The sequence below is a fragment of the Streptomyces sp. NPDC044044 genome (assembly GCF_056434405.1).
This window is the reverse complement of sequence record NZ_JBWKFG010000017.1, coordinates 47,715-72,160: the sequence shown is the minus strand read 5'-3', so window position 1 is coordinate 72,160 and position 24,446 is coordinate 47,715. Positions and strand designations below refer to the sequence as shown.

The window sequence follows — 24,446 nt, the reverse complement described above, 5'->3', positions numbered from 1 at the left end:
AAAGTGTGGCCATGGATATTGCGTGGGAGAAGCGGCTGGACGCGGCGTGGGGCGCTTTCGACGAGTACGGGGAGGACCGTGCCGGGGAGTTCCGGGCCGTCATCGACGCCCTGGTCGACGAGTTGCCCGAGGGGAGTCCCCTGGCCCCCTTCGAGCGGGCCTGCGCGTTCGATTCCACCGGGCACTCCGACCGTGCCGTACCTCTTTACCGGGAGGCCCTTGAGCGCGGGCTCGACGGATACCGGCGGCGGCGCACCCTCATCCAACTCTCCAGTTCGCTGCGGAACATCGGGCGGCCGGAGGAGGGCGTCGCGCTGCTCACTCCCGAACTCGATGCCCCCAGCGACGAGTTGGACGACGCCGTGCGGGCCACGCTCGCCCTCTGTCTCGCCAGCCTTGGCCGCGAGCGCGAAGGCCTCGCACTCGTGCTCGGCGCCCTCGCGCCCCATCTCCCCCGGTATCAAAGGTCCATGGGCAACTACGCGCGAGAGCTCACCCAGAGGTGACCAACTGACGATTCGCTCGTTTTGCTGAACGTGTCGTCGAATGTGAAGTCCCCCGCCCCGTCCCAGGATCTCTCCGGCGTCGTCGATGTCGAGCAGGCCGAGGCCGCCCTCGTCGAGCACTACCCGCGCCTGGTGCGGCTCGCGTACCTGGTCCTTCCGCCCAGCCTCGGGCGCAACCGGCGGGTCCTGACCGCCCACGCGCTGACCCAGCGTGCGCTGCCCCGCAGCCGCAGGCCGGACGACGCGGAGGGCATTCCGGTACAGCGTTCGGGGGACGGACGGGGCGGCGACCCCGGGTACACGTACGTGCGGCTGCGCGTCGTCCGTACCGCGCTTGACGCCGGGCTCCCCCTGCGGCACAAGGCCTGGCCCAAGCGCGCGCAGTTGCCGCCGCTGCTGCCGCAGGTGTGGGGCCTTCGGCTCTTCCCGCGGTCGGGCGGCGCCGACGAACTCGCCCTGGACCAGCGGCTCTCGGCCCTGTCGGGCGCCGCACGGGCCGCGTACGTGCTGCGTGGTCTTGAACGGCTCCCCGACGGCGACGTGCGCAAGGTGCTCGACGCCGCCGGAGTCGACGAACCGGCCGCCGCGCTCGCCGAGGCCGACGGCGTGGAAGCGGCGTACGACCTGCTCAAGTCCCCCGAGTTCGACCCCTGTTCCCTGCAGGCGCGGCCCACCGACCTGATGCGCCGCAGGCAGCACATGAAGGCCGCGGGCGTCGCGCTCGCGGCCGCCCTGGTCTGCGGGGCCCTGCTCGGGCTTCCGGGCGACGGGTGGGGGCCGGACGGCGCCGCCGCGCCCGCGTACGCGAAGAATCCGGCCGGGCAGGCCGCGCTCGACCCGGGGCAGCTGACGAAGGTCGCGGCCGGCACGTGGAAACGTTCCGCGCGGGCGGACTTCTCGGTGTGGCCCGCCAGGGGCGCGCTCACCGGCGACGAGGCCCTGCTGCGGCGGGCCCTGGCGGTCTGGGCGAGGCCCGGCGAGTCGGTGCAGGTCTCCGCGACGCCCGGCACGGCGGCCGGCGCGCCTCCCGGGCCCGCGCAACTCCTCTTCGCCGGCGAGGTGGACGCGGCCCGCGTCGTGCTCCTCTACGACGGCCTGCGCATCGTGCGGTACGCCGAACCGAAGGACGGCACCAGCGGAGCCGCGCTCGACTTCGCCCGCGTGGACGGCGCGACCAGCACCGAGGCGGGAGCCGTGGTGGTGAACCGCGTCGACGGCAACGTGCGGTACCTGACCGCACCCTGGGTGGGCGGTGTCGGCGTACGCGACCTGCTGAAGCCGGACGGGAGCGCCACCCCCCTCGAGCGGGACGGCGAGGGCGTGACCGGGCCCTTCGCCAGTCCGGCGCAGGCCAGCACGTGCACGTCCTGGAACGCACTGCAGCTGCGGGACGACACGGGCACGAACCGCCTCTCCAGCGACCTCGGCGAACTCGTCCCCGCCCATCTCACCGCGGGCCGCCCGCAGGCCCCGCGCGAGGCCTCGGCCGCCGACTGGTCGTCGACCGCCTGCTCGCTCACCGCGGCGCGCTCGAACGGCGTGCGGTCCGTGAACTCGTGGCAGTACGCGCGTCAGGCGCTGCCGGAGGCGAACGGCTCGGCGGCCTGGCTCTGCACCCGGGCCGACACGTGGCGGGGCGACGGAGGCCGGGCCCTCGCGCAGTTCCAGGCGTCGGGCGCGGCGGCCGTCGCGGCGAAGGCCGAGGACTCGGCGGCGTGCGGGGCACGGGAGCCCTCAGTGCTCGCGGGAGTGCGGTGGAAGTCCCGCGGCGGGAACTGGTACCTGCTGGGAGCCGGCAGCAGGGACGTCGTCTCGGTCAGGGCCGCCGGAGGGGCTCCGGCCCGCGGCAACACCCTGGCCGCGCCCCTGGAGCGGGGCGCCCGCGCGGGGCTCACCGGACGGCTCGCGGACGGCACGAAGGTGTCGACGCTGCGTTGAGCGTCGGGCGCCGGACGTCAGGCGCCTGACGTCGGGCGTCAGGCGTCGGGCGTCAGGCGTCGGGCGTCAGGCGTCGGACGGGACCGAAGCGCGCAGATCCTTCTCCAGGAGGGTCACGCCGTACGTGCTCCCGTCCGCCGCCACCTTCCCCGGCAGCTCCCCCACCACCGTGTAACCCGCCGCCTCGTAGTACTCCCGCAGCCGCGGGTTGGTCGACACGCAGTCCAGGCGGCAGCGGTCCCGGCCCGCCTCCGCTATGCGCCGTTCCGCGCGGGCCAGCATCGCGCGGCCCGTTCCCGCCGGGGCGCCGCGTCGCGTCATCAGGCGGTGCACATAGCCCGCGACGGGCGGCTGCTCGCCCCAGGCGGGCTCGTCCGACCACCACACCTCGTACGCCCCGGTGACCATCTCGCCGTCGTACGCGAGCCAGACCTCGTCCGAAGCGATCCGCCCGCGGAAGTGCTCCGCGCCCTTCTCGCCCGGCTTCCACTGGTCGATCCCCCGGTTCCGCATCCAGTGCGCGGCGCCGTCGTAGAGGGCGACGAGGGTGGGGATGTCCTCTTCGCCGGCCAGGCGGTGGGTCAACTGCTCTGCTCCTGCGGGACAAGGCCGACCAGGCGGGTGATCAGCTCGGTGAACGGGCCTTCCGGCGGCTCCTCGGCGAGGATGCGGCGCAGGATCCCCGCCATCTCCTCGTCGTACGCCGCGCTCACCGCGGCGAGCGCGGCGAAGTCGTGCACCAGCTGCAGTTCGAGTTCGGCACGCGGAATGCGGCGTCCGTCGAGCCAGATGAGCGCGGTGGACTCGGCGAGCGAGATCCAGGAGCGGACCACAAGTTCGAGCCTGGCGGGCGGGTCGGTGATGCCCAGGTGCGCCAGGATCTGGATGTACGCCGCCTGCCGCACGGAGTCGATCAGCGCGTTGGTGGTGGACGAGCCGACGGCGGGGCCGCCGCGCATCAGCGCGGAGAATCCGGGGCCGTGGCCGTCGACGAAGTCCAGGAAGCGGCCCATCACACGCAGCAGGCGGGCCCCCAGGGGGCCTTCCATCGGCTCCACGAAACGTTCGGCCAGATCGTCGGCCGCCCGCTGCAACGCCGCTTCGTACAGGCTGAGTTTGCCCGGGAAGTAGTGGTAGACCAGCGGTCGCGAGATGCCCGCGGCCGCCGCTATCTCATCGATGGACACGTCGTCGGGCGAGCGGTGGCTGAACAGGTCGAGCGCGACCCCGATCAACTGCTGCCGCCGCTCCTCGACACCCATTCTGCGGCGCACCCCGGTAGTCATGCGAACACCTTACCGAGCAGATCCGGCCGTCCAAGGGGCCGGTCCGCCCCAACTGTTCACATCTCTCGCCACATGTCTCACATGTCGAGGACGATTCGGTCGCCGCTCGCCCTCGACACACAGATCAGCATCGAGTCGGCGCGCTCGGCGTCCGTGAGCAGTTCGTCCCGGTGGTCGATCTCCCCTTCCAGGACCCGCTGTTGGCAGGTTCCGCAGAAGCCCTGCTCGCAGGAGTACGCGGTGTTGGGCAGCTCCGCGCGCACCGCGGTGAGGACCGTGGTGTCGGCGGCCACGGAGAGGGTCCGGCCGGTGCGGCGCAGCTCCACCTCGAAGGCGGCGTTGCCGTCCGCGGACGTGTGGGGCGTGAAGCGCTCCAGGTGCAGGTCCGCGCCCTCGGGCAGCGTCGCAGCCACGGCCTCCATCAGGCCCTCGGGGCCGCAGACGTGGACCGCGGTGGAGGGTGCCAGGTCGGCGAGGAAGGCGGCGAGGTCCGGGCGGCCCCCCTCGTCCTCCGCGACGACCGTGAGCCGTCCCGGCGTCGTGCCCGCCAGTTTCTCCACGTCCTCCAGGAAGGGCATCGAGGCGCGGGAACGTCCCCCGTACAGCAGCCGCCACTCGCGGCCCGCGGCCTCGACCGCACGCAGCATGGGCAGGATCGGCGTGATGCCGATGCCGCCCGCCACGAAGACGTACGTCTCGGCGTCGGCCAGCGGGAAGCGGTTGCGCGGGCCGCGCACCTCGACCTCCGTGCCCTCCTGGAGCTGCTCGTGCACCTCGCGCGAACCGCCGCGCCCGCCCTGCTCCTCGCCGATCAGCCGGGTCGCGACGGTGTACGAGGAGGTGTCCTCCGGGTCACCGCACAGGGAGTACTGGCGGACGAGGCCCGACGGGAGGACCAGGTCCAGATGGGCGCCCGGCTCCCAGGCGGGCAAGTGGTCGCCCTCCAGGCGCAGTTGTACGACACCTTCGGCGACCGTCTCGTGCCGGGTGACGAGCAGCCGCAGCGCGCGGGAGCGCGGGCGGCCCGAGACCGGCTCCTCCAGGGCGGGCAGCGGCCACAGCGGGGACGCGTCGATGCGGCGCCGCATGGCCCGCTTGGCGAGCAGGGCCGCGCCCGTGACGAGCAGGACGGTGCGGATGCGGGGCATGTCAGTGCGCTCCCTTCGGCAGCGATTCCGTCGCGGCCTCGGCGGCGGTGGCCGCGGGGGACGAGGCGAGATAGGCGACGGCCTGTGCGGTGCTGCCCTCGTGGGAGGGGTGGTAGGCGCGGCTCAGATAGCGGGGGATGGAGCGGATCATGTCCGGGGTCGTGGGCAGCGTGCCCTTCTTGCCGCCCTGGTAGAAGTCCTTGAACGACGCCTTGCCGCCGATGAGCGTCGGGTCGTTCTCCATGAAGAAGCGCGCGCCGCGCTGCCAGAGGAAGACCAGGGCGGTGAAGGCCGTGGCCCAGGTGCGGGCGCGGCGGCGGTAGCTGCCGTCGACGTGCATGAAGAGCTCGAAGGCGACGGAGCGGTGCTCGACCTCCTCCGCGCCGTGCCAGCGCAGCAGGTCCAGCATGGTCGGGTCGGCGCCCCTGCGGTCCAGTTCGTCGGCGTTCAGGACCCAGTTGCCGAGGAAGGCGGTGTAGTGCTCGATGGCCGCGATCATCGCGACGCGCTCCATCAGCCACCACTTGCGGGCCTTGCCGGGCGGCAGCGTCCTGTCGCCGAGCATCTTCTCGAAGAGCCAGTCGACCTGGGCGGTGTAGGGCGAGGGGTCCAGGCCCTGCTCCTTGAGGTGCGGCAGGACCTCGTCGTGGGCCTGTGCGTGCATGGCCTCCTGGCCGATGAAGCCGATCACGTCCTCGCGCAGCCGGTCGTCACGGATGTACGGCAGGACCTGCTTGTACACGTGGACGAACCAGCGTTCGCCCGCCGGGAGAAGCAGGTGCAGCACGTTGATCGTGTGCGTGGCGAAGGGGTCGCCCGGCACCCAGTGCAGCGGGGTGTCCTCCCAGGAGAAGGAGACTTTGCGTGCCTTGAGCGGTATGTGCTCGGACGCGACGGGCCTCGGCTCCCGGCTCTGCGTATTAGACATGGCGTCAATGTACTGACGGGTAGGTGCATGGGTACAGGTGTCTGCGGCGGTTTCTTTCAAGCCTGTCCCGCGCGGCGCCTCAGCCCGTCCTGCGCAGCGCGAGCAGCGCGATGTCGTCCTCCCGCTCGCGCCCGAAGCAGGCCAGGAGCGTGTCGCACAGGTCGGCGACGCCTCGTGGCGCACCCGCGGCGGCGAGGCGCAACTGCTCCATGGACACCGCGAGATCCGTGCCCCGCGTCTCGATGAGCCCGTCCGTGACCATCAGCAGGCGCTCGGTCCGCGCGAGGACCACCTCGCTCGGCGGCGGCCGGTCGAGGCCGAGGCCGAGACCCAGGAGCGGCCCCTTCGCCTCGACATACGCGGCCGTGCCCTCGTCCCGCACCACCAGCGGCGGGATGTGTCCCGCGTTGGCGATCCGGGTGTGCCCGGTGGCCGGATCGACCAGGCTCAGGCACATCGTGGCCGTCACGCCCGGGTGGTAGTGCTGCAGCATCCGGTCCAGGCGCCGCGCGAGCACGCCGGGGTCGGGGTCCTCGACGCAGTACGCGCGCAGCGCGTGCCGGATCTCGACCATCACGGTGGCCGCTTCGAGCGAGTGCCCCACCACGTCACCGATGCCGGTCAGGACACCGGCGGGCGTGGGCAGCGCCGCGTAGAAGTCCCCGCCGATCTCCGCCTGGCGCGACGCCGGTTCATAGCGGACGACGACGTCCGTGCCGGGCAGCTCCGGCAACTGCGAGGGCAGGAAGCTGCGTTGGAGGGTCAGCGCGACATGACGCTCCTCCTCGTACATGAGGAGCGGCTCCGCGGCCAGTGCGGTGGCGTGGGCGAGCCGCTCGACGGGCTGCCCCGTCTCACCGGCCGGATCCTCCTGGTACGCGGGCGTCGCGAGGCACACCAGTGTGCGCCCCTGGCTCAGGCGGGCCAGGGTGAGCCCGGCGTCCTCCGGCGTCCCGTCGCCCCGCTGCCCGATGGATCCCGCCGCACGGAAGAACCCCGGCGGCCACAGCGGAGCCGGCACGACCGAGTGCCGCACGCCCGTACGCCCCGACATGACGCGCCGCATCAGCCGGGCCACCGCCTCGCGCGCCCCGGCGTCCGGCATCGATTCGGCGGCCCTGCGCCGGGAGAACCCCAGGTGGAGCTCTCCGTCCTCGCCGAGCACGAACACCGTCGCGGGACCGCCGGTCAGCCGGGCCGTGCCCACGGCCGCCGCATCGGCCAGCTCACCCAGACAGCGCGCGGACTGCACGTCCAGGATCGTCCCGGCGAGCAACGCGAGGCGCCCGACCCGGAGTTGGGCATCGCTGCGGCAGCGGCCCCCGCGCGCGGCGGCCCGTACGACCGCCTGGATCTCCTCGGGTTCGGCGGGCACCGTCAGATAGGACTCACCCCCGGCGTCGAGCCCCCGGCACCGGTCGGCGGGCGGGCGGGCCGCCGCCGAGAAGTGGACGACGGGCAGCGCCGCTATGGGCGGCAACTGCTTCATGCGGCGGCAGAGTTCATAGCCGCTCATGTCGGGCAGGCCGACGTCGACGAGGGCCACGTCCGGCAGGTCCCCCGCCCGCATCCGCACGTCGAGTTCGATCAGAGCCTCGCCCGCGCTCGCGGCGAGCAGGACACGGTGTCCGTCCCTGCGCAGGACCGCGCTCAGCGCGTACCTGCTGGCGGGCACGTCGTCGACCACCAGGACCGTGCTGACCGTGCTCACTGCCTTGCCCTTGACGCTCACGCGGGACAGCCCCTCACCGCGGGACGGGGCAGGCCGACTGGTGCCTGCCCCAACAAGTTAGCGCCCCGCCGCACCCCCGGGGAGAAGACGGCGACAGCTCGACCCGGAACGGTACAGCTCCTCGAACCAGCCCCGTCCACGGCCCGCTTGACAGTAGAATCTCCGACTTCGGGCCCGTACGGGACCCAGCGCGCACGCGCGGCCCCGCGCCTCCGTGACCTGCTGCTTCCAGACCTCCAGGGGTGGCGTTGAAGACGACGGAGCGAGCGCCGGGCCACCAGGACGAAGGCCCCGGCACCTCCGCGCGTCCCGGCCACGAGCGCAACGGCGTCCGTCGCCCCTCGCCCGCCGTACGGAGGCCGGGGGCGGGCCCGGTCGCACGAATCCTCAGCAGATCGCCGTACGCGGCGCCGTACCCTCGGTCGCCTGCGGGGCGTACGGAGGACGCCCTCGTGACCTTCGCCTTCCGTGCGGCGTTCACCGGAGTGCCGCACACCCCCGTACTCCTGAGGGACTCATGACCCAGCACGTCACCGCCGCCCTTCCCGCCGACGCCTCGTCCGACGACTCCGCGCGCCGCGAGTGGTGGCGCGACGCCGTCATCTACCAGATCTATCCGCGCAGCTTCGCCGACGGCGACGGCGACGGCATGGGCGACCTGCCGGGCGCCACGGCCCGCCTCCCCCACCTGAAGCGGCTCGGCGTGGACGCCGTCTGGCTCTCCCCCTTCTACGCGTCCCCGCAGGCCGACGCCGGGTACGACGTGGCCGACTACCGCGCGGTGGATCCCGTGTTCGGCACCCTGCCGGACGCCGACGATCTCGTACGGGAAGCGCACGCGCTCGGACTGCGGGTGATCGTCGACCTGGTGCCCAACCACTGCTCGGACCAGCACGAGTGGTTCAAGCAGGCACTGCGCGAGGGCAGGGGGTCGGCGCTGCGGGCACGCTTCCACTTCCGGCCGGGCAAGGGCGCGGACGGTGAACTGCCGCCCAACGACTGGGAGTCCGTCTTCGGCGGCCCGGCCTGGACACGGGTGCCGGACGGCGAGTGGTACCTCCACCTCTTCGCGCCCGAGCAGCCCGACTTCAACTGGGAACACCCGGCGGTGCACGACGAGTTCCGCTCGATCCTGCGCTTCTGGCTCGACCTCGGCATCGACGGCTTCCGCATCGACGTGGCCCACGGCCTGGTCAAGGCGGCGGGCCTGCCCGACATCGGCCACGGGGAGCAGGTGAAGCTGCTCGGCAAGCAGGCCGTCCCCTACTTCGACCAGGACGGCGTGCACGAGATCTACCGCAGCTGGCGGCGGATCCTCGACGAGTACCCGGGCGAGCGGATCGCCGTCGCCGAGGCCTGGACGCCGACCGTGGAGCGCAGCGCGCGGTATCTGCGCGGGGACGAGCTGCACCAGGCCTTCAACTTCGAGTATCTGACGACCGGTTGGGACGCCGCCGAGCTGCGCGCCGTCATCGACCGCTCCCTCGACGCGATGAACGCCGTGCAGGCGCCCGCCACCTGGGTGCTCTCCAACCACGACGTGGTGCGCCACTCCACCCGCTTCGCCGACGGCGACGCGGCGCGCGGCCTGCGCCGGGCGAAGGCGGCCACGCTCCTGATGCTGGCGCTGCCCGGCTCGGCGTACATCTACCAGGGCGAGGAGCTCGGTCTGCCCGAGGTGACCGACCTTCCGGACGAGGTGCGCCAGGACCCGGCGTTCTTCCGCAGCACGGGGCAGGACGGGACGCGGGACGGGTGCCGGGTGCCGCTGCCGTGGTCGGGGCGGCGGGCGCCGTTCGGCTTCGGCCCGGCCGAGGGCGGCCCGAGCTGGCTGCCGCAGCCCGCCGACTGGAAGGAGCTCACGGTCGAGGCCCAGGACGGCGACCCCACATCGACCCTGGAGTTCTACCGCGGCGCGCTCGCCGTGCGCCGCGAGCACCCGGCCCTCGGCGCGGGGCGCGACGTGGAGTGGCTCGACGCTCCCCAGGGCGTGCTGTCCTTCCGCCGCACGAGCCCGCGGGGCTCGGTCGTCTGCACGGTGAACATCGGCTCCGCGCCCGTCACGATCCCCACCCCCGGCACCGGCACCGTGCTCCTGTCGAGCGCGGAGACGGCGCCCGGCGCCGAGACGACGATCCTCCCGGCAGATTCAACGGTCTGGTGGGCAGCCTGAGATGTGACCGGTACAGTCCAATCCTGTGACCGCGCGACTGGCCGACATCGCAGCGCAGGCGGGGGTCAGCGAGGCGACGGTCAGCCGGGTGCTCAACGGCAAGCCCGGCGTCGCCGGTGCCACCCGCCAGTCCGTGCTTGCCGCACTCGACGTGCTCGGCTATGAGCGCCCGGTGCGGCTGCGCCGGCGCAGCGCGGGTCTGGTCGGGCTGATCACGCCGGAGCTGGAGAACCCGATATTCCCCGCGCTCGCGCAGGTCATCGGGCAGGCCCTGACCCGCCAGGGGTATACGCCGGTCCTCGCGACGCAGACGCCGGGCGGCTCCACGGAGGACGAGCTGACGGAGATGCTCGTGGACCGCGGGGTCTCCGGCATCATCTTCGTCTCGGGCCTGCACGCGGACACCTCCGCCGACATGCAGCGCTACGAACAGCTGCGCGCGCAAGGCGTGCCGTTCGTCCTGGTCGACGGCTTCTCCCCCAAGGTGCAGGCAACCTTCATCTCGCCGGACGACCGGGCGGCGATGCGCCTCGCGGTGACCCACCTCGTCTCCTTGGGGCATACACGGATCGGACTGGCCCTGGGCCCCAAGCGGTTCGTGCCCGTACAGCGGAAGATCGAGGGCTTCGTACGCACGGTGCAGGACCTGCTCGCCCTGACCCCCGAGGAGATCGAGTCGGATCTCGTCCAGCATTCGCTGTACACACTGGAGGGCGGGCAGGCCGCGGCGTCCGCGCTGATGGACCGCGGCTGCACGGCCGTGGTGTGCGCGAGCGACATGATGGCCCTGGGGGCGATACGGACGGCACGGCAGCGTGGATTCGAGGTCCCCGACGACATTTCGGTGGTGGGATTCGACGACTCCCCCCTCATCGCGTTCACCGATCCACCCCTGACCACCGTGCGCAAGCCCGTACCGTCGATGGGGCAGGCGGCGGTGCGTACACTCCTCGAGGAGATCGGCGGCACGCCCGCCCCGCACAGCGAATTCGTGTTCATGCCGGAGCTGGTGGTTCGGGGTTCAACCGCTTCTTCCCCTCGGGGACGCGCTCGTCCGTAGGGCGTAGAGAATGCGACCTGAACCAGACCTTGGGATGATCGGGCGGAGGGTCGGTATCTGGCAGACTCTGTGCCTATGGGTGAGATGACTGTGACGACACTGGAAGGCCAGCAGCGGCCCACCACATCACCCATCGCGGGCGAGCAAGAAGACCGCAATGGGCGGACATTCCTGCGCCGTCTTCGCACGCCCCGACGCCCTCGGCTCTGGTTCGAGATCCTGCTGATCGCGGTGAGTTACTGGACGTACTCCCTGATCCGCAACGCGGTGCCGGAACAGAAGTCGCAGGCCCTGCGCAACGCCGACTGGATCTGGCGCATGGAGGAGCACCTCGGGATCGCCGTGGAGCAGAGCGTCAACCACGCGGTGAACTCGGTGACATGGCTCATCGTCGGCATGAACTACTACTACGCGACGCTGCACTTCGTGGTGACGCTCGGTGTCCTGGTGTGGCTCTTCCGCAAGCACCCGGGTCGTTATGCGGCGACACGCATGGTGCTCTTCGCGACGACAGCGGTGGCACTCCTCGGCTACTACCTGTATCCCCTGGCACCCCCGCGCCTGATGAACGGCCACGACTTCATCGACACGGTCCTGGTCCACCAGACCTGGGGCTCCATGGCCTCCGGCGACCTCAAGCACATGTCGAACCAGTACGCGGCGATGCCCTCGATGCACATCGGCTGGTCCCTGTGGTGCGGCCTGACGATCTTCGCCCTGGCCTCGGTGCCCTGGGTGAAGGTGCTCGGCCTGCTCTACCCGACGGCGACCCTGATCGTGATCGTGGCCACCGCCAACCACTTCTGGCTCGACGCGGTGGGCGGCATGATCTGCCTGGCGTTCGGGTTCGTGGTGGCGCGCCTGTGGTACGGGGCGATGCCGTACGGGATGCCTCAGGAGGTGGCGGTGCGGGAGGAGCGGGCTCCGCTCCTTTCAGCCCGGTTCAGGTCCCGGTTCAAGGCCCGGTCCAAGGCCTGAGCGGAGCCCTGCCCCACCCGGTCACGGGTGACGGTGCGTGACGCGTCCCCCGGACACGGTCAGCAGGACCGGCGCCTGCGCCACCTCGTCGGCGGGCGCCTGGACGGGGTCGAGCCCGAAGGCCGTGAGATCCGCCCGGAAGCCGGGGGCGATCCGCCCCGCGACCTCCGCCTCGCCCGCCGCGATCGCGGCGTGGGAGGTGGCACCCTCCAGAGCCATGAGTCCGGTGAGACCGGCCGCCGCCGAGGCCGCTCCACGGGGCGCACGCGCGGTCGAGAGCACCTGACGCGCGTCGTAGTGCGCGATGGGCCAGTCGGAGCCCAGGGCGACGACAGCCCCCGCGTCCCGCAGATCCCGGGTCCGCCACGCCCGCGCGGCCCGCTCGTCCCCAAGCCGCTTGGACCACTCGTCGGTGTGGTCGGCGCGCGTGTACGCGGTGTGCGGCGGCTGCATCGAGGCGATCACCCCGAGCTCCGCGAAGCGCGGGACCGTGTCGTCAGGGACGGTCTCGATGTGCTCGATCCGGTGCGTGAGGCGCCCGCCGGGGCCCAGCGACGCGACGGTGTCGAGCACGTGCCGCACGGCGGCGTCCCCGATGGCGTGGGTCGCCGTCCGCACCCCGGCCGCGTGCAGATGCCGTACGGCGTCCGCGTAGGCCCGCGGGTCGGGCCAGAAGGCGTCGGTCCCCTGCCCGTGGCAGTCCGCGTGCTCCAGCCAGGCGGTGCCGCCCTCGACGGTCCCGTCCATGAAGAACTTGGCACCGCCGACGCGCCAGTGCCTGCCGCGCTCGGCCTGCAGTGCGACGAGCTCGTCGAGCCCCTCCTTGTCGACGCCGGGCATGCACCAGGGGGCGAGCCGCAGCCGCAGCGGAAGATCCGTCTCGCCCTCGACCGCCGCGAGCAGTCCGGGTACGTCGCCGCCTCCGAGGTCCATGACATGCGCGCCGGTCAGGCCGGTGGCCGCCATCGCGGAGAGCAGCTCGACCAGGCGGGTGCGGCGCTCGGCGTGGGAGGGGCGGGGCAGGACGTCGTTCAGGAGGTCCATCGCGGCGTGCTCGACGAGGTGGCCGGTGGGGTGCCCGTCCTCGTCGCACACGACGGCCGACCGCTGGGCGAACTCGCGCGGTCCCGTGATCCCCGCCGCGCGCAGGGCCGCGCCGCTGGCCAGGGCGGAATGGCCGTCGTAGAGGCGGATGAAGGCGGGTGCGCCGTCGAGGGCGTCCTCGATGAGGCCGCGGTGGACCGGGCGCCCGCCGAAGGCGTTGTGGTCGAGCCCCCAGGCGATGACCCATCCATCGACGCGGGCCGCTGTGCGCAGGGCGGCGCGGAGCTCTTCGAGATCGGTCACGGCCGAGAGGTCGAGGCCGGTGGCCATCTCCAGACCCCACACCGGGTGGCTGTGGGAGTCGACGAGGCCTGGGGTGAGGGTGGCTCCGCCGAGGTCGATCCGCTCGGTGCGGGGGCCTTTCCAGTCGCGTACGTCCGCCTCGTGGCCCACGGCCGCGATGTGTCCGTCGCGGACGGCGAGGGCGGTGGCGTGGGGGTTGGTGGGGTCGAGGGTGCGGATGTGGGCGCCGGTGAGGATGAGGTCGGCGGGTGTCACGGGGGAACTCCGTTCAGGTGGATGGATGGTTGCGGTCAAGGCGGCCCTGCGGGGCTCTCCCCCATCCCGCCCCTTCCCGAAACTGGGGCTCCGCGCCGGCGGGTTTTCGGGAAGGGGCGGGGTCGGGGAAAGGAAAAGGTCAGCCCGGCGGCTCCGCCGCGAAGCCCTCGTACACCTCCGGACGGCTGCGGCGCAGCCGCATCGCCAGGGCCAGGCCCAGGACGAACACCGCGGGGGCGACCCCGACCAGGACCGTGTTCACGAAGGGGCTCGCCCCCGTGAAGACGTCTATGTGCGTGGCGACCAGGACGAGCGCCGCGCTCAGCAGCACCGTCGCCACCACCGGCGCCACCACCGTCCGCAGCACGCCCTCCTCATGGCTGATCCGTCGGAAGTAGCAGGGAACCGCGATCGCCGCGATCAGCTGGAGCGCCAACAGGCCGATCATCCCGGGGGTGTTGACCCACAGCAGCAGCTGAGCGTAGGGATCCGCGCCCGCCGCGGCGAAGGCGACGACCACCACCGCCCCGAGGACCGTCTGCGCCGCCCCCGCCAGGTAGGGAGACCGATGCCGCCCGTGCACCCGGCCGAGGGCCTTCGGCAGCACCCCCTCCTCCGAGAGCCCGAGCGCGTACCGGTTGATCGCGTTGTGGAAGGCCAGCAGCGACGCCAGCACGCTCGTCACGATCAGCACGTGCATCAAGTCGGCGGCCCAGCCGCCCACATAGGTCGTGATGGCCGAGAAGAAGAGGCCCGCCGGGTCCGAGCCCGCGGCTTTCAGGACCGCCTCGTCGCCGAAGGCCTGGATCACCGTCCAGACGACGAAGGCGTAGAAGAGCCCGAGGAACGCCACCGCGATGTACGTCGCGCGCGGCACCGTCCGGTCCGGATTCCGCGCCTCACGGCGGTAGATGACGGTCGACTCGAATCCGGTGAACGCCGCGAAGGCGAAGGCGAGCACGGCGGCCGTGCCGGGGACGAAGACATGCCCCGGGGTGAAGCCGTCCAGGCTCAGCCCTTCCCCCGCGCCTCCCTTGACCAGGACGCCGCCCGCGAGCAGCACCAGGATCCCGGTCTCGGCGACGAGCAGCACGCCGAGCAGTTTCGCGCCGAAGTCGATCGAGCGGTATCCGGCGTACCAGATCAGGAGCAGTCCGGCGAGGGACACCGGGAGCCAGGGGATGTCGGCGCCGAACAGGGCGTGGGCGGTGTCCTGTGTGGCGGTGCCCAGGAGTCCGTAGACGCCGATCTCCATGCCGTTGTAGCCCAGCATGGCGAGCAGGGCGGCGGCGATGCCGGCGGGGCGGCCGAGGCCGCGCGTGATGTACGCGTAGAAGGCGCCGCCGCTGCGGACGTGGCGGCTCATCGCGGTGAACCCGACGGCGAAGACGGCGAGCGTGATCCCGGCGAGCAGATAGCCGACGGGCGCGCCGATGCCGCCCAGGGAGATGGCGATGGGGGCGACGCCCGCCATGACGGTGAGCGGGGCGGCGGCCGAGATGACGAAGAAGGCGATGTCGGCGGTGCCGAGGGAGCCGCTGCGGAGCGTGGGCCCGGCCTCGGCGGCAGGGCTCCGGGTGGTTGTGGACATGCGGGGAGAAGCCCTTCGACGACAGGCGGGGCAAGGGCTCCGACGGCGGGGACCGGCCGCCGGAAGCCATAAACCTAAAGGCTTTCGGTTTTCGCAATGTAACCTCTCGTTGGGCTCACGGGAAGAGATCGCGAGGAGATCGAAGACATGGGACGGCCGCGCACCCCCCTGCTCGACAGGGACCGCATCACGACGACCGCGCTCGCCCTCATCGACGAGAAGGGCGACTTCAGCGTCCCGCAGATCGCCAAGCGCCTCGGCGCGCAGACCGGCTCCGTCTACCACCACGTGGACGGCCGCGACGGCATCGTGGAGCTGCTCCGCGAGCGGGTGAGCGAGGCGATCGACACCAGCACCCTCGACCCGCGAAGCCCCTGGGACGCTTCCCTGTCCGGCTGGGCCCGCTCCTACCGCGCGGCCTTCGCGGCCCACCCCAGGGTCATCCCGCTCCTCATGACCTCACCGGTGCGCGCCCCGCGGGTACTTGAGCAGTACGAGCGCGCGGTGACGCTGCTGATCGACGCCGGGTTCGCCCTCGCGGACGTCATGCCGGTGATCATCGCCCTGGAGAACCTGGTACTCGGCTCCGCGCTCGACCTGGCAGCGCCGGAGGCCATGTGGGAGCTGCCGGACGAGACGTCGACGCCCGCGCTCGCACGGGCCCTGGACGCGGCGCCCCGGGGGCGCGCCGACCGCGCCTTCGAGCTGGCGCTCACGGGGTTCCTGGCGCACGCGCGGACCATGCTCCAGGGCCACCACCATGCATGCTCTGGAGCCGTTGCGGGGCCGGGGGCGTAGCGGGGCCGGGGCCGTAGCGGGGGCAGGGCCGTAGCGGGGGCCGTCTACGCCCCGTAGAACCGCTCCTCCATCACGGCCCGCGCCCTGCGCGTGACCCGTCGGTAGTCGTCCAGCATGTCGCCGACGTGCCCGGGGTCGTAGCCCAAGTAGCGCCCCACCGCGGCAAGTTCGCGGCCGTCCGACGGGAACGTGTCGCCCGCCCGGCCGCGCACCAGCATCACCGCGTTGCGCACCCGCGCGGCGAGGACCCACGCCTCGTCCAGGATCGCCGCGTCCTCGGTCGGGATCAGCTCGGCCGCGCAGGCCGCCGCGAGAGCCTCCCGGGTGCGGGTGGTGCGCAGGCCCGGTTCGGCCCAGCCGTGGGTCAACTGCATGAGCTGGACGGTCCATTCGACGTCCGAGAGACCGCCGCGGCCCAGCTTGGTGTGGAGGGTGGGGTCGGCGCCGCGCGGCATGCGCTCGGCCTCCATGCGGGCCTTCAGGCGGCGGATCTCGCGGACCGCGTCCTCGCCGAGGCCCTCCGCGGGATAGCGCAGCGGATCGATCAGGTCGATGAAGGCGCGCCCCAACTCGGCGTCACCCGCGACCGGTTCGGCACGGAGCAGCGCCTGGGACTCCCAGACAAGTGACCAGCGGCGGTAGTAGGCCTCGTACGAGGCGAGGGTCCGCACCAGCGGGCCGCTCTTGCCCTCCGGGCGCAGATCCGCGTCGATCAGCAACGGCGGGTCGCTGCTGGGGAGTTGCAGGAGCCTGCGCATCTCCGAGACCACCTGGGACGCCGCCTTCGCCGCTTCATGGTCGCCCACGCCCTCGCGCGGCTCGTGGACGAAGAGGACGTCGGCGTCCGAGCCGTAGCTCAGTTCGTGGCCGCCGAAGCGGCCCATGCCGATCACCGAGAACCGCACCGGCAGCGTGTCGCCCCAGCCCGCGCGGACCACCGCTCGCAGCGTCCCCGCGATCGTCGCCGCCGTGAGGTCGGAGACCGCGTTGCCCACCCGGTCGAGGAGGGCGCCTGGATCCTCCGCGGCGGGGCTCTCCTCCGTGCCGTACGAGCCGATGATGTCGGCCGCCGTCGTGCGGAACAGCTCGCGGCGGCGGACGCCGCGCGCCGCCGTCACCGCCTTTTCGGCGCCGTCCGCGCGGCCCACCGCGGCCAGGACCTCCTGCTCCAGGTGGGCGTGGTCGCGCTGGTCGAGGCCGCGCTGGTCGCCGAGCAGGGCCACCGCTTCGGGGGCGCGCAGCAGGAGGTCGGGGGCCAGGCGGCCCGCGGACAGGACGCGGGCCAGGTTCTCGGCCGCCGCGCCCTCGTCGCGCAGGAGCCTCAGGTACCAGGGGGTCTTGCCGAGCGCGTCGGACACCTTGCGGAAGTTCAGGAGGCCCGCGTCGGGGTCCGCCGAGTCGGCGAACCAGCCGAGGAGCACGGGCAGCAGGGTGCGCTGGATCGCCGCCTTGCGCGTGACGCCCGACGCGAGTGCCTCCAGGTGGCGCAGGGCGGCCGCGGGGTCGTGATAGCCGAGGGCCACCAGACGTTCGCGGGCCGCATCCGTGCTCAACCTGGTCTCGACCGGGGCGAGTTGGGCCACCGCGTCCAGGAGCGGGCGGTAGAAGAGCTTCTCGTGCAGGCGGCGCACGACCGAGGTGTGCCGCTTCCACGCGCGGTTCAGCTCGGTGATCGGCTCCGTGCGCATGCCCAGGGAGCGGCCGATGCGCCGCAGGTCCGCGTCGTCCTCCGGGATCAGATGGGTGCGCCGCATCTTGAAGAGCTGGATGCGGTGCTCCAGGGAGCGCAGGAAGCGGTAGGCGTCGTCGAGCTGCACGGCGTCCACGCGCCCCACGTAACCACCGGCCGCGAGCGCCTCCAGGGCCACCAGGGTCGAGCCGCTGCGGATCGACGTGTCACCGCGGCCGTGCACCAACTGCAGGAGCTGTACGGCGAATTCGACGTCCCGCAGCCCGCCGGGGCCCAGCTTCAGCTCGCGGTCGACCTCGCCCGCCGGGATGTTCTCCACGACCCGGCGGCGCATCTTCTGCACGTCGGGAACGAAGTTGTCGCGCTCGGCCGCGTGCCAGACGAGGGGCGCGAGCGTGGCGACGTACTCCTCGCCGAGAGCCAGGTCCCCGGCCACCGGGCGGGCCTTGAGCAGCGCCTGGAACTCCCAGGTCTTGGCCCAGCGCTGGTAGTAGGCCAGGTGGCTGCTGAGGGTGCGCACCAGGGGGCCGTTGCGGCCTTCCGGGCGGAGGTTGGCGTCGACCGGCCAGATGGTGCCCTCGACCGTGGTCTCCGAGCAGATCCGCATCATGTGCGAGGCGAGCCGGGTGGCGGCCTGAATGGCCTTGCCCTCGTCGGCGGCGTCCGTGCCGCCCGGTCCCTCCACGGGCTCGGCGACGAAGATGACGTCGACGTCCGAGACGTAATTCAGCTCATGACCACCGCACTTGCCCATCGCGATGACCGCGAGCCTGCACCGCGCGGCGTCGTCGGGGGCCGCGGCCTCGGCCATGGCGAGCGCGGCACGCAGGGTCGCCGTCGCCAGGTCGGCGAGCTCGGCGGCGGCCTCGGCGACGTCCGTCGTGCCGCAGACGTCACGGGCCGCTATGGCAAGCAGGCAGCGGCGGTAGGAGACGCGGAGCGAGACCGGGTCGGTGGCGTCGGCGAGGCCGTGCTCGAACTCCTCGACGCCGGGGTGCAGGTCGGCCAGCTCGTACGTGACCAGGGCCCGCCAGTCGCGGGGATGCCGGGCCAGATGGTCGGCGAGCGCCTCGGAGGCACCGAGCACGCCGAGCAGCCGGTCACGCAGCGGCTTGGCGCTGACCAGGGTGTCGAGCAGCTCCCGGCGGCCGGTGTCGTCGGGCTGTCCCTCGACCAGCCGTACGAGGCCGAGGAGAGCCAGGTCGGGGTCGGCGGCGGCGCCCAGGGCGTCGAGCAGCACCGGGTCGGTCCGCACCGCGGACAGTTCGGGAGCCCCGAGCAGCCGCTCGGCGGCGGACGGATCGGTGAAACCATGCCGCAGCAGCCGCGTGAACGTACTGCTTCTGCGCCCTTGCGGCACCGTCATCCCCGCGCCTCCGTTCGATCATTCCTGGCCCGAGCCTACGGCCTGACCGATGAGTTCTGCCCGCGTGCGGAGTCCGTACTTGGACGGGAGCATTGATGGCAGCAGCAGGAGGCGGAACATGCCGAGCAAGGAACCCCGTACGGAACTGGACAGCCGGTACAGCAGTGCGGGGGCCGCCGCGACCCCCTGGTCCGACGCCGTGCGGCAGCTCAAGGCCGCCGAGCTCTTCTGGATCTCGTCCGTGCGCCCCGACGGGCGCCCGCACGTCACACCGCTGCCCGCGGTCTGGCTGGACGGCGCGCTGCACTTCTGCACGGGCCCCGAGGAGCGCAAGGCACGGAACGTGGCGGCTAACCCCGAGGTCGTGCTGACCACGGGCGTCAACCTCTGGGACAAGGGTTACGACCTGGTCGTCGAGGGCTCCGCGGTGCGGATCACCGACGAGGACAGGCTGCGGCGCCTGGCGGCGGCGTGGGAGGAGAAGTACGGCAGCTTCTGGCACTACGAGGTGCAGGACGGCTGCTTCCACCACGGTCCGGGCCACGCGTACGTCTTCGAGGTGGCCCCGCGTACCGCCTTCGGCTTCGGCAAGGGCGAGCCGTTCAGCCAGACGCGCTGGCGCTTCGCGTGATGAGGGGCTGGCGCTTCGCGTGAGGGGCCTTCGCGTCGCTTGCGACGCGCCGGAGCGGACGCCGCCGTTCACGCTGACAGGGCCCTCACCCCCTGATGTACTCGGCCCATGGAATACACACTCGAGGTGATCCCGCTCCCCGTCAGCGACGTCGACCGGGCCATGGAGTTCTACCGCGACAAGCTCGGCTTCCACGTGGACATCGACCAGGAGGTCATGCCGGGCATGCGCATCGTCCAGCTGACCCCGCCGGGGTCCGGCTGTTCCATCGCCCTGGCCGACACCCTCTGGGACACGATGGACGGCCCCACCCCGGCCCCCGGCTCCTACCAGGGCCTCCAGCTGTGCGTCGCCGACGCGAAGGCCGCACACGCGGAGCTGACCGCGCGCGGCCTGGAGATCTCGGAGCCGGTGGCGCATGCGCCGCAGGACGGCGGCACGTTCATGTACTTCAAGGACCCGGACGGCAATGGCTGGGCGATCCAGGAGTACCGGGTACGGGCCTCGAAGCCTCTGCGAGAGGCGATCGTGGGCGCCCCGTAAGGCGCGCGGGAACTGCGCGCTCGGCGCGCGAAAGGCCGCAGACGCGTTTGCCGAGTTGCTCGGCGGATGCGTCTGCGGCTTTTCTGTGGTTGCTCGCGCAGTTCCCCGCGCCCCTGACGGGGCGCTACTACAGCACCGGCAGGTTCTTCCGCAGCTCGAAGGCCGTGACCTCTGAGCGGTACTCCTCCCACTCCTGCTTCTTGTTCCGGAGGAAGAAGTCGTACACGTGCTCGCCCAGGGTCTCGGCCACGAGTTCGCTGCGCTCCATCAGCGCGATCGCCTCGCCCAGGTTCTGCGGCAGCGGCTCGATGCCCATCGCGCGGCGTTCCGCGTCGCTCAGGGCCCACACGTCGTCGTCGGCGCCCGGCGGGAGTTCGTAGCCCTCCTCGATGCCCTTGAGGCCTGCGGCCAGGAGCACCGCGTACGTCAGGTACGGGTTCGCGCCCGAGTCGATCGAGCGGACCTCGACCCGTGCCGAGCCGGTCTTGCCGGGCTTGTACATCGGGACGCGGATCAGCGCGGAGCGGTTGTTGTGGCCCCAGCAGATGTACGAGGGTGCCTCGCCGCCCGCGCCCGCCGTGCGCTCCGAGCCGCCCCAGATGCGCTTGTAGGAGTTGACCCACTGGTTGGTGACCGCGGAGATCTCGGCGGCGTGCTTCAGGAGGCCGGCGATGAAGGAGCGGCCGACCTTGGAGAGCTGGTACTCGGAGCCCGACTCGTAGAAGGCGTTGCGGTCGCCCTCGAAGAGGGAGAGGTGCGTGTGCATGCCCGAGCCCGGGTGCTCGGAGAACGGCTTCGGCATGAAGGTCGCGTTGACCCCCTGCTCCAGCGCCACCTGCTTCATGACCAGACGGAACGTCATGATGTTGTCGGCCGTGGAGAGCGCGTCCGCGTAACGGAGGTCGATCTCCTGCTGGCCGGGCGCGCCCTCGTGGTGGCTGAACTCGACCGAGATGCCCATGGATTCGAGCATGGTGATGGCTTGGCGGCGGAAGTCCATGCCCACGTTCTGCGGGGTGTGGTCGAAGTAGCCGGAGTTGTCGGCGGGGGTGGGCCGCGAGCCGTCCAGGGGCTTGTCCTTCAGGAGGAAGAACTCGATCTCGGGGTGGGTGTAGAAGGTGAACCCGAGGTCGGAGGTCTTCGCCAGGGCCCGCTTCAGCACGTAGCGCGGGTCCGCGAAGGACGGGGAGCCGTCCGGCATGAGGATGTCGCAGAACATGCGGGCGGTGCCGGGGGCCTCCGCGCGCCAGGGCAGCACCTGGAAGGTCGACGGGTCCGGCTTGGCGATCATGTCCGACTCGTACACCCGGGCGAATCCTTCGATCGCCGAGCCGTCGAAACCGATGCCTTCGTCGAAGGCCTGCTCCAGCTCGGCGGGAGCCACCGCGACTGATTTCAGGAAGCCGAGGACATCCGTGAACCACAGGCGTACGAACCGGATGTCGCGCTCCTCCAGTGTCCGGAGCACGAATTCCTGCTGCTTGTCCATCTTCCGCTTCCACCCATCCTTGCTGGTCAGGCCGTCTGCGTCCGTGCTGCTCTCGAGCCTTGGGACACATCGGGGCACATGAGCATCCCACCACACGGTTTCGAGCGCGTTGCGGGCCATGTGCCGCCCTGTGCCCATAGTGCCTGCTGATCGGCGCGGCCGTAACAGCGGGCGGCTCGGACTGCCCCTACAGCCCGCACGGCTCGCCCATTACGATCAGCGAACCGCTCCACCCTGTTCCGTCACGCGCGTCCCGCCCTTTCCGTCGTTTCGCCGAAGGACACATCATGGGTTCCGCCAAGAACACGAGCACCGCATCCCGCAAGGCCCGGATAGAGGAGATGCGCAAGGCCGAGCGCGCACGCGATCGCCGTGGCCGCATCATCACGATCACCCTGAGCGCGGTGGTGGTCGCCGCGCTCGCCGTGGGCGGTGTCGTGCTCTTCCAGAAGGCCGACGACGACTCCGACAAGGTCGCATCCGACGGGAAGTCCGCACCGAAGTTCAAGACGACCGCGGACGGCGAGAAGGTCTGGGACGCCAAGCAGCTGGGCCGCACGCACGTCACCAAGGACGTCAGCTACGCGATGACCCCGCCGGTCGGCGGCGACCACGACCAGGTGTGGATGAACTGCAACGGCGACGTCTACAAGGACGAGCTCCCGGAGCGCAACGCCGTGCACTCCCTGGAGCACGGCGCGGTCTGGGTGACGTACAACGACAAGGCGAAGGACGCTGACCTGAAGAAGCTGGAGCAGAAGGTCAAGCAGACGCCGTACTCGCTGATGAGCCCGGTCAAGGACCAGAAGGACCCGATCATGCTGTCGGCCTGGGGTCACCAGCGCACGGTGACCGGCGCGTCCGACCCGAAGGTCGGCTCCTTCTTCTCCACGTACGTCCAGGGCAAGCAGACCCCTGAGCCGGGGGCCGCCTGCACGGGTGGCAAGGGCCAGTGAGGCGGGCACCCTCCCGGCGTACCGGCTGGATCGTCGGGGGTGTCGTGGCGGCGGTCGTCGCGGCCGGCGGGATCACGGCCGCCGTCGCCTCGACGGACGGCTCGTCCGGCTCGTCCGGCACGTCCGCCCCGTCCACGAAGTCCGCCGACGCGGGCTTCGCCCGGGACATGGCGACGCATCACCAGCAGGCCGTGGAGATGTCGTACATCGTGCGCGACCGCACGAAGGACGAGGAGATCAGGCGCCTCGCGTACGACATCGCCCAGACCCAGGCCAACCAGCGGGGCATGCTGCTCGGCTGGCTCGACCTGTGGGAGCTGCCGAAGGTGCCGGAGGGTGCTCCGATGGAGTGGATGGGCATGGGCGACATGCCGCCGGGCAAGGACGGTGCGCTGATGCCGGGGATGGCGACCCATACGGAGCTCAAGGATCTCGGGAAGCTGAGTGGGCGGGCTGCCGAGGTGCGGTATCTCCAGCTGATGATCAAGCATCACAAGGGCGGGATCCACATGGCCGACGGGTGTGTGGACCGGTGTGAGGTGAAGGTGGAGCGGCGGCTCGCGCAGGGGATGGTGGACTCGCAGGAGTCGGAGATCGAGCTGATGGTGGGCTTGCTGAAGGCGCGGGGCGCGAAGCCGTAGCCGTGGCGGTCGCCGTGTACGTAGCCGTGTACGTGTACGTGTCCGTAGCCGTAGCTGTGGCCATGTCCGTAGCCGTGGCCCGCCGGACGGGCTGGATCTTCAGCCCGTCCGGCGTTCGCGTTCGAGGACGAACGAGGCGAAGCCGGTGATGACGGCAGCCAAGGCTAGGCCGCCGCGCCAGAACCCCCCTACGCCATCCGAGGCAACTCCTCCCGCAGCAACCGCCCCCGCAGCCCCTCCCCCCGCACGAACCGCTCCACTTCCCCCACCGCGTACTCCCCGAGCCTGCGCACCTCGCTCCCCTGCGCCCCCGCGACATGCGGGGTGACCAGCACATTCGGGAGTACCAGCAAGGGGTGACCGGCCGGCAGCGGCTCGGGGTCCGTCACGTCGAGGAACGCGTCCAGGCGCCCCGCCCCGCACTCGCGGGCCAGCGCCTCCGTGTCGACCAGTGAGCCGCGCGCCGTGTTGATGACGGTGCCCCCGTCCGGGATCAGCTTCAGCATCTCCTCGCTCACCATGCCCCGGGTCTCGGGGAGTTGGGGCGCGTGGACGCTGACGATCGAGCTGCGCCGGCACAGCTCCGACAGGTCGACGAGCTCCACGCCGAGCCCGGCCGCCTCCTCCCCCGTGACGTAGGGATCGGTCAGGAGCACGCGCCATCCCGCGTCGGAGCCCCGCAGCGCCGCGATCACCCCACGGCCGATCCGCGACGCACCGATGATGCCGATGGTGCGGGCGTCCGCGCCCGTCCGCTCGGTGAAGGGCGGCCATCCCGTGGTGTAGCCCGCCGCGGCCGGCAGCGCGCCCTTCGCGGCGAAGGTGATCGCGGCGAGCGTGTAGGCGACGACGGGCCCGGCGTTGGCGTCGGCCGCCGAGGAGACCACCACGTCCCGGTCCCACAGCGCGTCCGTCACCACGGGTTTCACCGATCCGGCGGCGTGCACGAGGGCCCGCAGCCGGGGGGCGCAGGCGAGGACCTCCGCGGTGACCGGCGGGCAGTTCCAGCCGGTGACCAGGATCTCCGTGTCGGCGAGCACCGCCCGCGCCTCGTCCCCGGTGAGCGACCCGGTGAGCAGGGCGGGCGCCAGTTCCACGCTGCGGGCGAGCCGTTCGCGGATGTCGGGGGCGAACACCCGGTCCGCCACGTCCGCGCTCATGGCGAGCGCCGTGATCGGTGGACTGATCGGTGGACCCTTCAACTCTGCCTGGTCTGCCACGCGTGACCATCCCTCGTAGTAACCGGTTACCCAACAGCGCCTGGAGGCTAGGCCGAAGTCGGGACAGTGGTCAAGAGATCGCGGGGCCAAGGGGGTTGACCAGGGTTAGTAACCGCTTTAGATTCCGGTCACCTTGTTCCGACAACGGAGGGGCTGCCGTGTCAGCGGTG

The 24,446-nt window shown here is 71.7% G+C and carries 20 protein-coding genes; 10 read left to right on the top strand and 10 right to left on the bottom strand.

Features of this window, described 5'->3' with window-relative positions; translation table 11 throughout:
* Positions 1-11 precede the first annotated feature (11 nt).
* Positions 12-506: a tetratricopeptide repeat protein gene (locus AC07AG_RS41715; RefSeq protein ID WP_478762284.1), complete on the top strand. Its 495-nt coding sequence runs from the start codon at positions 12-14 to the stop codon at positions 504-506.
* Between the two features lie 21 nt (positions 507-527).
* Positions 528-2,444, top strand: coding sequence for a hypothetical protein (locus tag AC07AG_RS41710; protein WP_478762282.1), 1,917 nt, complete (start codon positions 528-530; stop codon positions 2,442-2,444).
* Positions 2,445-2,510: 66 nt separating this feature from the next.
* Here the strand turns inward: AC07AG_RS41710 and AC07AG_RS41705 are convergent, their stop codons facing one another.
* The 5 genes from AC07AG_RS41705 to AC07AG_RS41685 all read right to left on the bottom strand — a co-directional run bounded on the left by AC07AG_RS41705 (position 2,511) and on the right by AC07AG_RS41685 (position 7,538).
* Positions 2,511-3,029: an N-acetyltransferase family protein gene (locus tag AC07AG_RS41705; protein ID WP_478762280.1), complete on the bottom strand. Its 519-nt coding sequence runs from the start codon at positions 3,027-3,029 to the stop codon at positions 2,511-2,513.
* The gene (locus tag AC07AG_RS41700; protein ID WP_478762279.1) at positions 3,026-3,730 is read right to left on the bottom strand and encodes a TetR/AcrR family transcriptional regulator; all 705 of its coding nucleotides are present in this window, start codon (positions 3,728-3,730) and stop codon (positions 3,026-3,028) included. Before AC07AG_RS41700 ends, AC07AG_RS41705 begins: the two co-directional genes overlap by 4 nt.
* Before the next feature lie 77 nt (positions 3,731-3,807).
* Positions 3,808-4,878 carry a PDR/VanB family oxidoreductase gene (locus tag AC07AG_RS41695; protein WP_478762277.1) on the bottom strand — a complete coding sequence of 357 codons (1,071 nt, stop codon included), beginning with the start codon at positions 4,876-4,878 and terminating at the stop codon, positions 3,808-3,810.
* A 1-nt stretch (position 4,879) separates the two neighbouring features.
* On the bottom strand, positions 4,880-5,806 hold the full coding sequence (locus AC07AG_RS41690; protein WP_478762275.1) for a metal-dependent hydrolase: 927 nt from the start codon (positions 5,804-5,806) through the stop codon (positions 4,880-4,882).
* Positions 5,807-5,885: 79 nt separating this feature from the next.
* On the bottom strand, positions 5,886-7,538 hold the full coding sequence (locus tag AC07AG_RS41685) for a SpoIIE family protein phosphatase (protein WP_478762273.1): 1,653 nt from the start codon (positions 7,536-7,538) through the stop codon (positions 5,886-5,888).
* Positions 7,539-8,055: 517 nt separating this feature from the next.
* Here AC07AG_RS41685 and AC07AG_RS41680 point away from each other — a divergent pair.
* The 3 genes from AC07AG_RS41680 (at position 8,056) to AC07AG_RS41670 (ending at position 11,749) form a co-directional block, all read left to right on the top strand.
* Complete coding sequence (locus AC07AG_RS41680; protein WP_478762270.1) at positions 8,056-9,711, top strand: glycoside hydrolase family 13 protein; 1,656 nt, start codon at positions 8,056-8,058, stop codon at positions 9,709-9,711.
* A gap of 25 nt (positions 9,712-9,736) precedes the next feature.
* A complete protein-coding gene (locus AC07AG_RS41675; protein ID WP_478762268.1) occupies positions 9,737-10,771 on the top strand; it encodes a LacI family DNA-binding transcriptional regulator in 1,035 nt (344 codons plus the stop codon).
* Between the two features lie 75 nt (positions 10,772-10,846).
* The gene (locus AC07AG_RS41670; protein ID WP_478762266.1) at positions 10,847-11,749 is read left to right on the top strand and encodes a phosphatase PAP2 family protein; all 903 of its coding nucleotides are present in this window, start codon (positions 10,847-10,849) and stop codon (positions 11,747-11,749) included.
* A gap of 21 nt (positions 11,750-11,770) precedes the next feature.
* On the opposite strand, the gene AC07AG_RS41665 is transcribed toward AC07AG_RS41670, so the two are convergent.
* Both AC07AG_RS41665 and AC07AG_RS41660 read right to left on the bottom strand, forming a co-directional pair.
* Positions 11,771-13,351, bottom strand: a complete 1,581-nt coding sequence (locus AC07AG_RS41665; RefSeq protein WP_478762264.1) for an amidohydrolase — start codon at positions 13,349-13,351, stop codon at positions 11,771-11,773.
* A 139-nt stretch (positions 13,352-13,490) separates the two neighbouring features.
* Positions 13,491-14,942 carry an APC family permease gene (locus AC07AG_RS41660; protein ID WP_478762262.1) on the bottom strand — a complete coding sequence of 484 codons (1,452 nt, stop codon included), beginning with the start codon at positions 14,940-14,942 and terminating at the stop codon, positions 13,491-13,493.
* A gap of 147 nt (positions 14,943-15,089) precedes the next feature.
* Between AC07AG_RS41660 and AC07AG_RS41655 the strand changes: the two genes are divergently transcribed.
* Complete coding sequence (locus AC07AG_RS41655) at positions 15,090-15,740, top strand: TetR/AcrR family transcriptional regulator (protein ID WP_478762260.1); 651 nt, start codon at positions 15,090-15,092, stop codon at positions 15,738-15,740.
* Between the two features lie 44 nt (positions 15,741-15,784).
* Here the strand turns inward: AC07AG_RS41655 and AC07AG_RS41650 are convergent, their stop codons facing one another.
* Positions 15,785-18,796: a bifunctional [glutamine synthetase] adenylyltransferase/[glutamine synthetase]-adenylyl-L-tyrosine phosphorylase gene (locus AC07AG_RS41650; protein ID WP_478762258.1), complete on the bottom strand. Its 3,012-nt coding sequence runs from the start codon at positions 18,794-18,796 to the stop codon at positions 15,785-15,787.
* 118 nt (positions 18,797-18,914) lie between these two features.
* Between AC07AG_RS41650 and AC07AG_RS41645 the strand changes: the two genes are divergently transcribed.
* Together AC07AG_RS41645 and AC07AG_RS41640 are read left to right on the top strand one after the other, a co-directional pair.
* Entirely contained in the window at positions 18,915-19,427 is a 513-nt protein-coding gene (locus tag AC07AG_RS41645) for a pyridoxamine 5'-phosphate oxidase family protein (protein WP_478762256.1), read from the top strand.
* A gap of 108 nt (positions 19,428-19,535) precedes the next feature.
* On the top strand, positions 19,536-19,970 hold the full coding sequence (locus tag AC07AG_RS41640) for a VOC family protein (protein ID WP_478762254.1): 435 nt from the start codon (positions 19,536-19,538) through the stop codon (positions 19,968-19,970).
* A gap of 127 nt (positions 19,971-20,097) precedes the next feature.
* Here AC07AG_RS41640 and AC07AG_RS41635 read toward each other — a convergent pair whose 3' ends face one another.
* Positions 20,098-21,459 (bottom strand): glutamine synthetase family protein, encoded by a 1,362-nt coding sequence (locus AC07AG_RS41635; protein WP_160504710.1) that lies wholly within the window; start codon positions 21,457-21,459, stop codon positions 20,098-20,100.
* 287 nt (positions 21,460-21,746) lie between these two features.
* On the opposite strand from AC07AG_RS41635, the gene AC07AG_RS41630 reads away from it, so the two are divergent.
* Positions 21,747-22,415 carry a DUF3105 domain-containing protein gene (locus AC07AG_RS41630; protein ID WP_249590269.1) on the top strand — a complete coding sequence of 223 codons (669 nt, stop codon included), beginning with the start codon at positions 21,747-21,749 and terminating at the stop codon, positions 22,413-22,415.
* Positions 22,412-23,056 (top strand): DUF305 domain-containing protein, encoded by a 645-nt coding sequence (locus tag AC07AG_RS41625; protein ID WP_478762252.1) that lies wholly within the window; start codon positions 22,412-22,414, stop codon positions 23,054-23,056. The genes AC07AG_RS41630 and AC07AG_RS41625 overlap by 4 nt, the downstream gene beginning before the upstream one ends.
* A 188-nt stretch (positions 23,057-23,244) precedes the next feature.
* Here AC07AG_RS41625 and AC07AG_RS41620 read toward each other — a convergent pair whose 3' ends face one another.
* The gene (locus tag AC07AG_RS41620) at positions 23,245-24,216 is read right to left on the bottom strand and encodes a hydroxyacid dehydrogenase (protein ID WP_478762334.1); all 972 of its coding nucleotides are present in this window, start codon (positions 24,214-24,216) and stop codon (positions 23,245-23,247) included.
* Between the last annotated feature and the right edge of the window lie 230 nt (positions 24,217-24,446).

Bases quoted from the DNA above. Each gene is read 5' to 3' on its own strand.
- AC07AG_RS41645 (WP_478762256.1), top strand. From the start codon at position 18,915: ATGCCGAGCAAGGAACCCCGTACGGAACTGGACAGCCGGTACAGCAGT.
- AC07AG_RS41680 (WP_478762270.1), top strand. From the start codon at position 8,056: ATGACCCAGCACGTCACCGCCGCCCTTCCCGCCGACGCCTCGTCCGAC.
- AC07AG_RS41635 (WP_160504710.1), bottom strand. From the start codon at position 21,459: ATGGACAAGCAGCAGGAATTCGTGCTCCGGACACTGGAGGAGCGCGAC.
- AC07AG_RS41650 (WP_478762258.1), bottom strand. From the start codon at position 18,796: ATGACGGTGCCGCAAGGGCGCAGAAGCAGTACGTTCACGCGGCTGCTG.
- AC07AG_RS41700 (WP_478762279.1), bottom strand. From the start codon at position 3,730: ATGACTACCGGGGTGCGCCGCAGAATGGGTGTCGAGGAGCGGCGGCAG.
- AC07AG_RS41715 (WP_478762284.1), top strand. From the start codon at position 12: ATGGATATTGCGTGGGAGAAGCGGCTGGACGCGGCGTGGGGCGCTTTC.
- AC07AG_RS41660 (WP_478762262.1), bottom strand. From the start codon at position 14,942: ATGTCCACAACCACCCGGAGCCCTGCCGCCGAGGCCGGGCCCACGCTC.
- AC07AG_RS41695 (WP_478762277.1), bottom strand. From the start codon at position 4,878: ATGCCCCGCATCCGCACCGTCCTGCTCGTCACGGGCGCGGCCCTGCTC.
- AC07AG_RS41670 (WP_478762266.1), top strand. From the start codon at position 10,847: ATGGGTGAGATGACTGTGACGACACTGGAAGGCCAGCAGCGGCCCACC.
- AC07AG_RS41630 (WP_249590269.1), top strand. From the start codon at position 21,747: ATGGGTTCCGCCAAGAACACGAGCACCGCATCCCGCAAGGCCCGGATA.
- AC07AG_RS41640 (WP_478762254.1), top strand. From the start codon at position 19,536: ATGGAATACACACTCGAGGTGATCCCGCTCCCCGTCAGCGACGTCGAC.
- AC07AG_RS41655 (WP_478762260.1), top strand. From the start codon at position 15,090: ATGGGACGGCCGCGCACCCCCCTGCTCGACAGGGACCGCATCACGACG.
- AC07AG_RS41620 (WP_478762334.1), bottom strand. From the start codon at position 24,216: ATGAGCGCGGACGTGGCGGACCGGGTGTTCGCCCCCGACATCCGCGAA.
- AC07AG_RS41690 (WP_478762275.1), bottom strand. From the start codon at position 5,806: ATGTCTAATACGCAGAGCCGGGAGCCGAGGCCCGTCGCGTCCGAGCAC.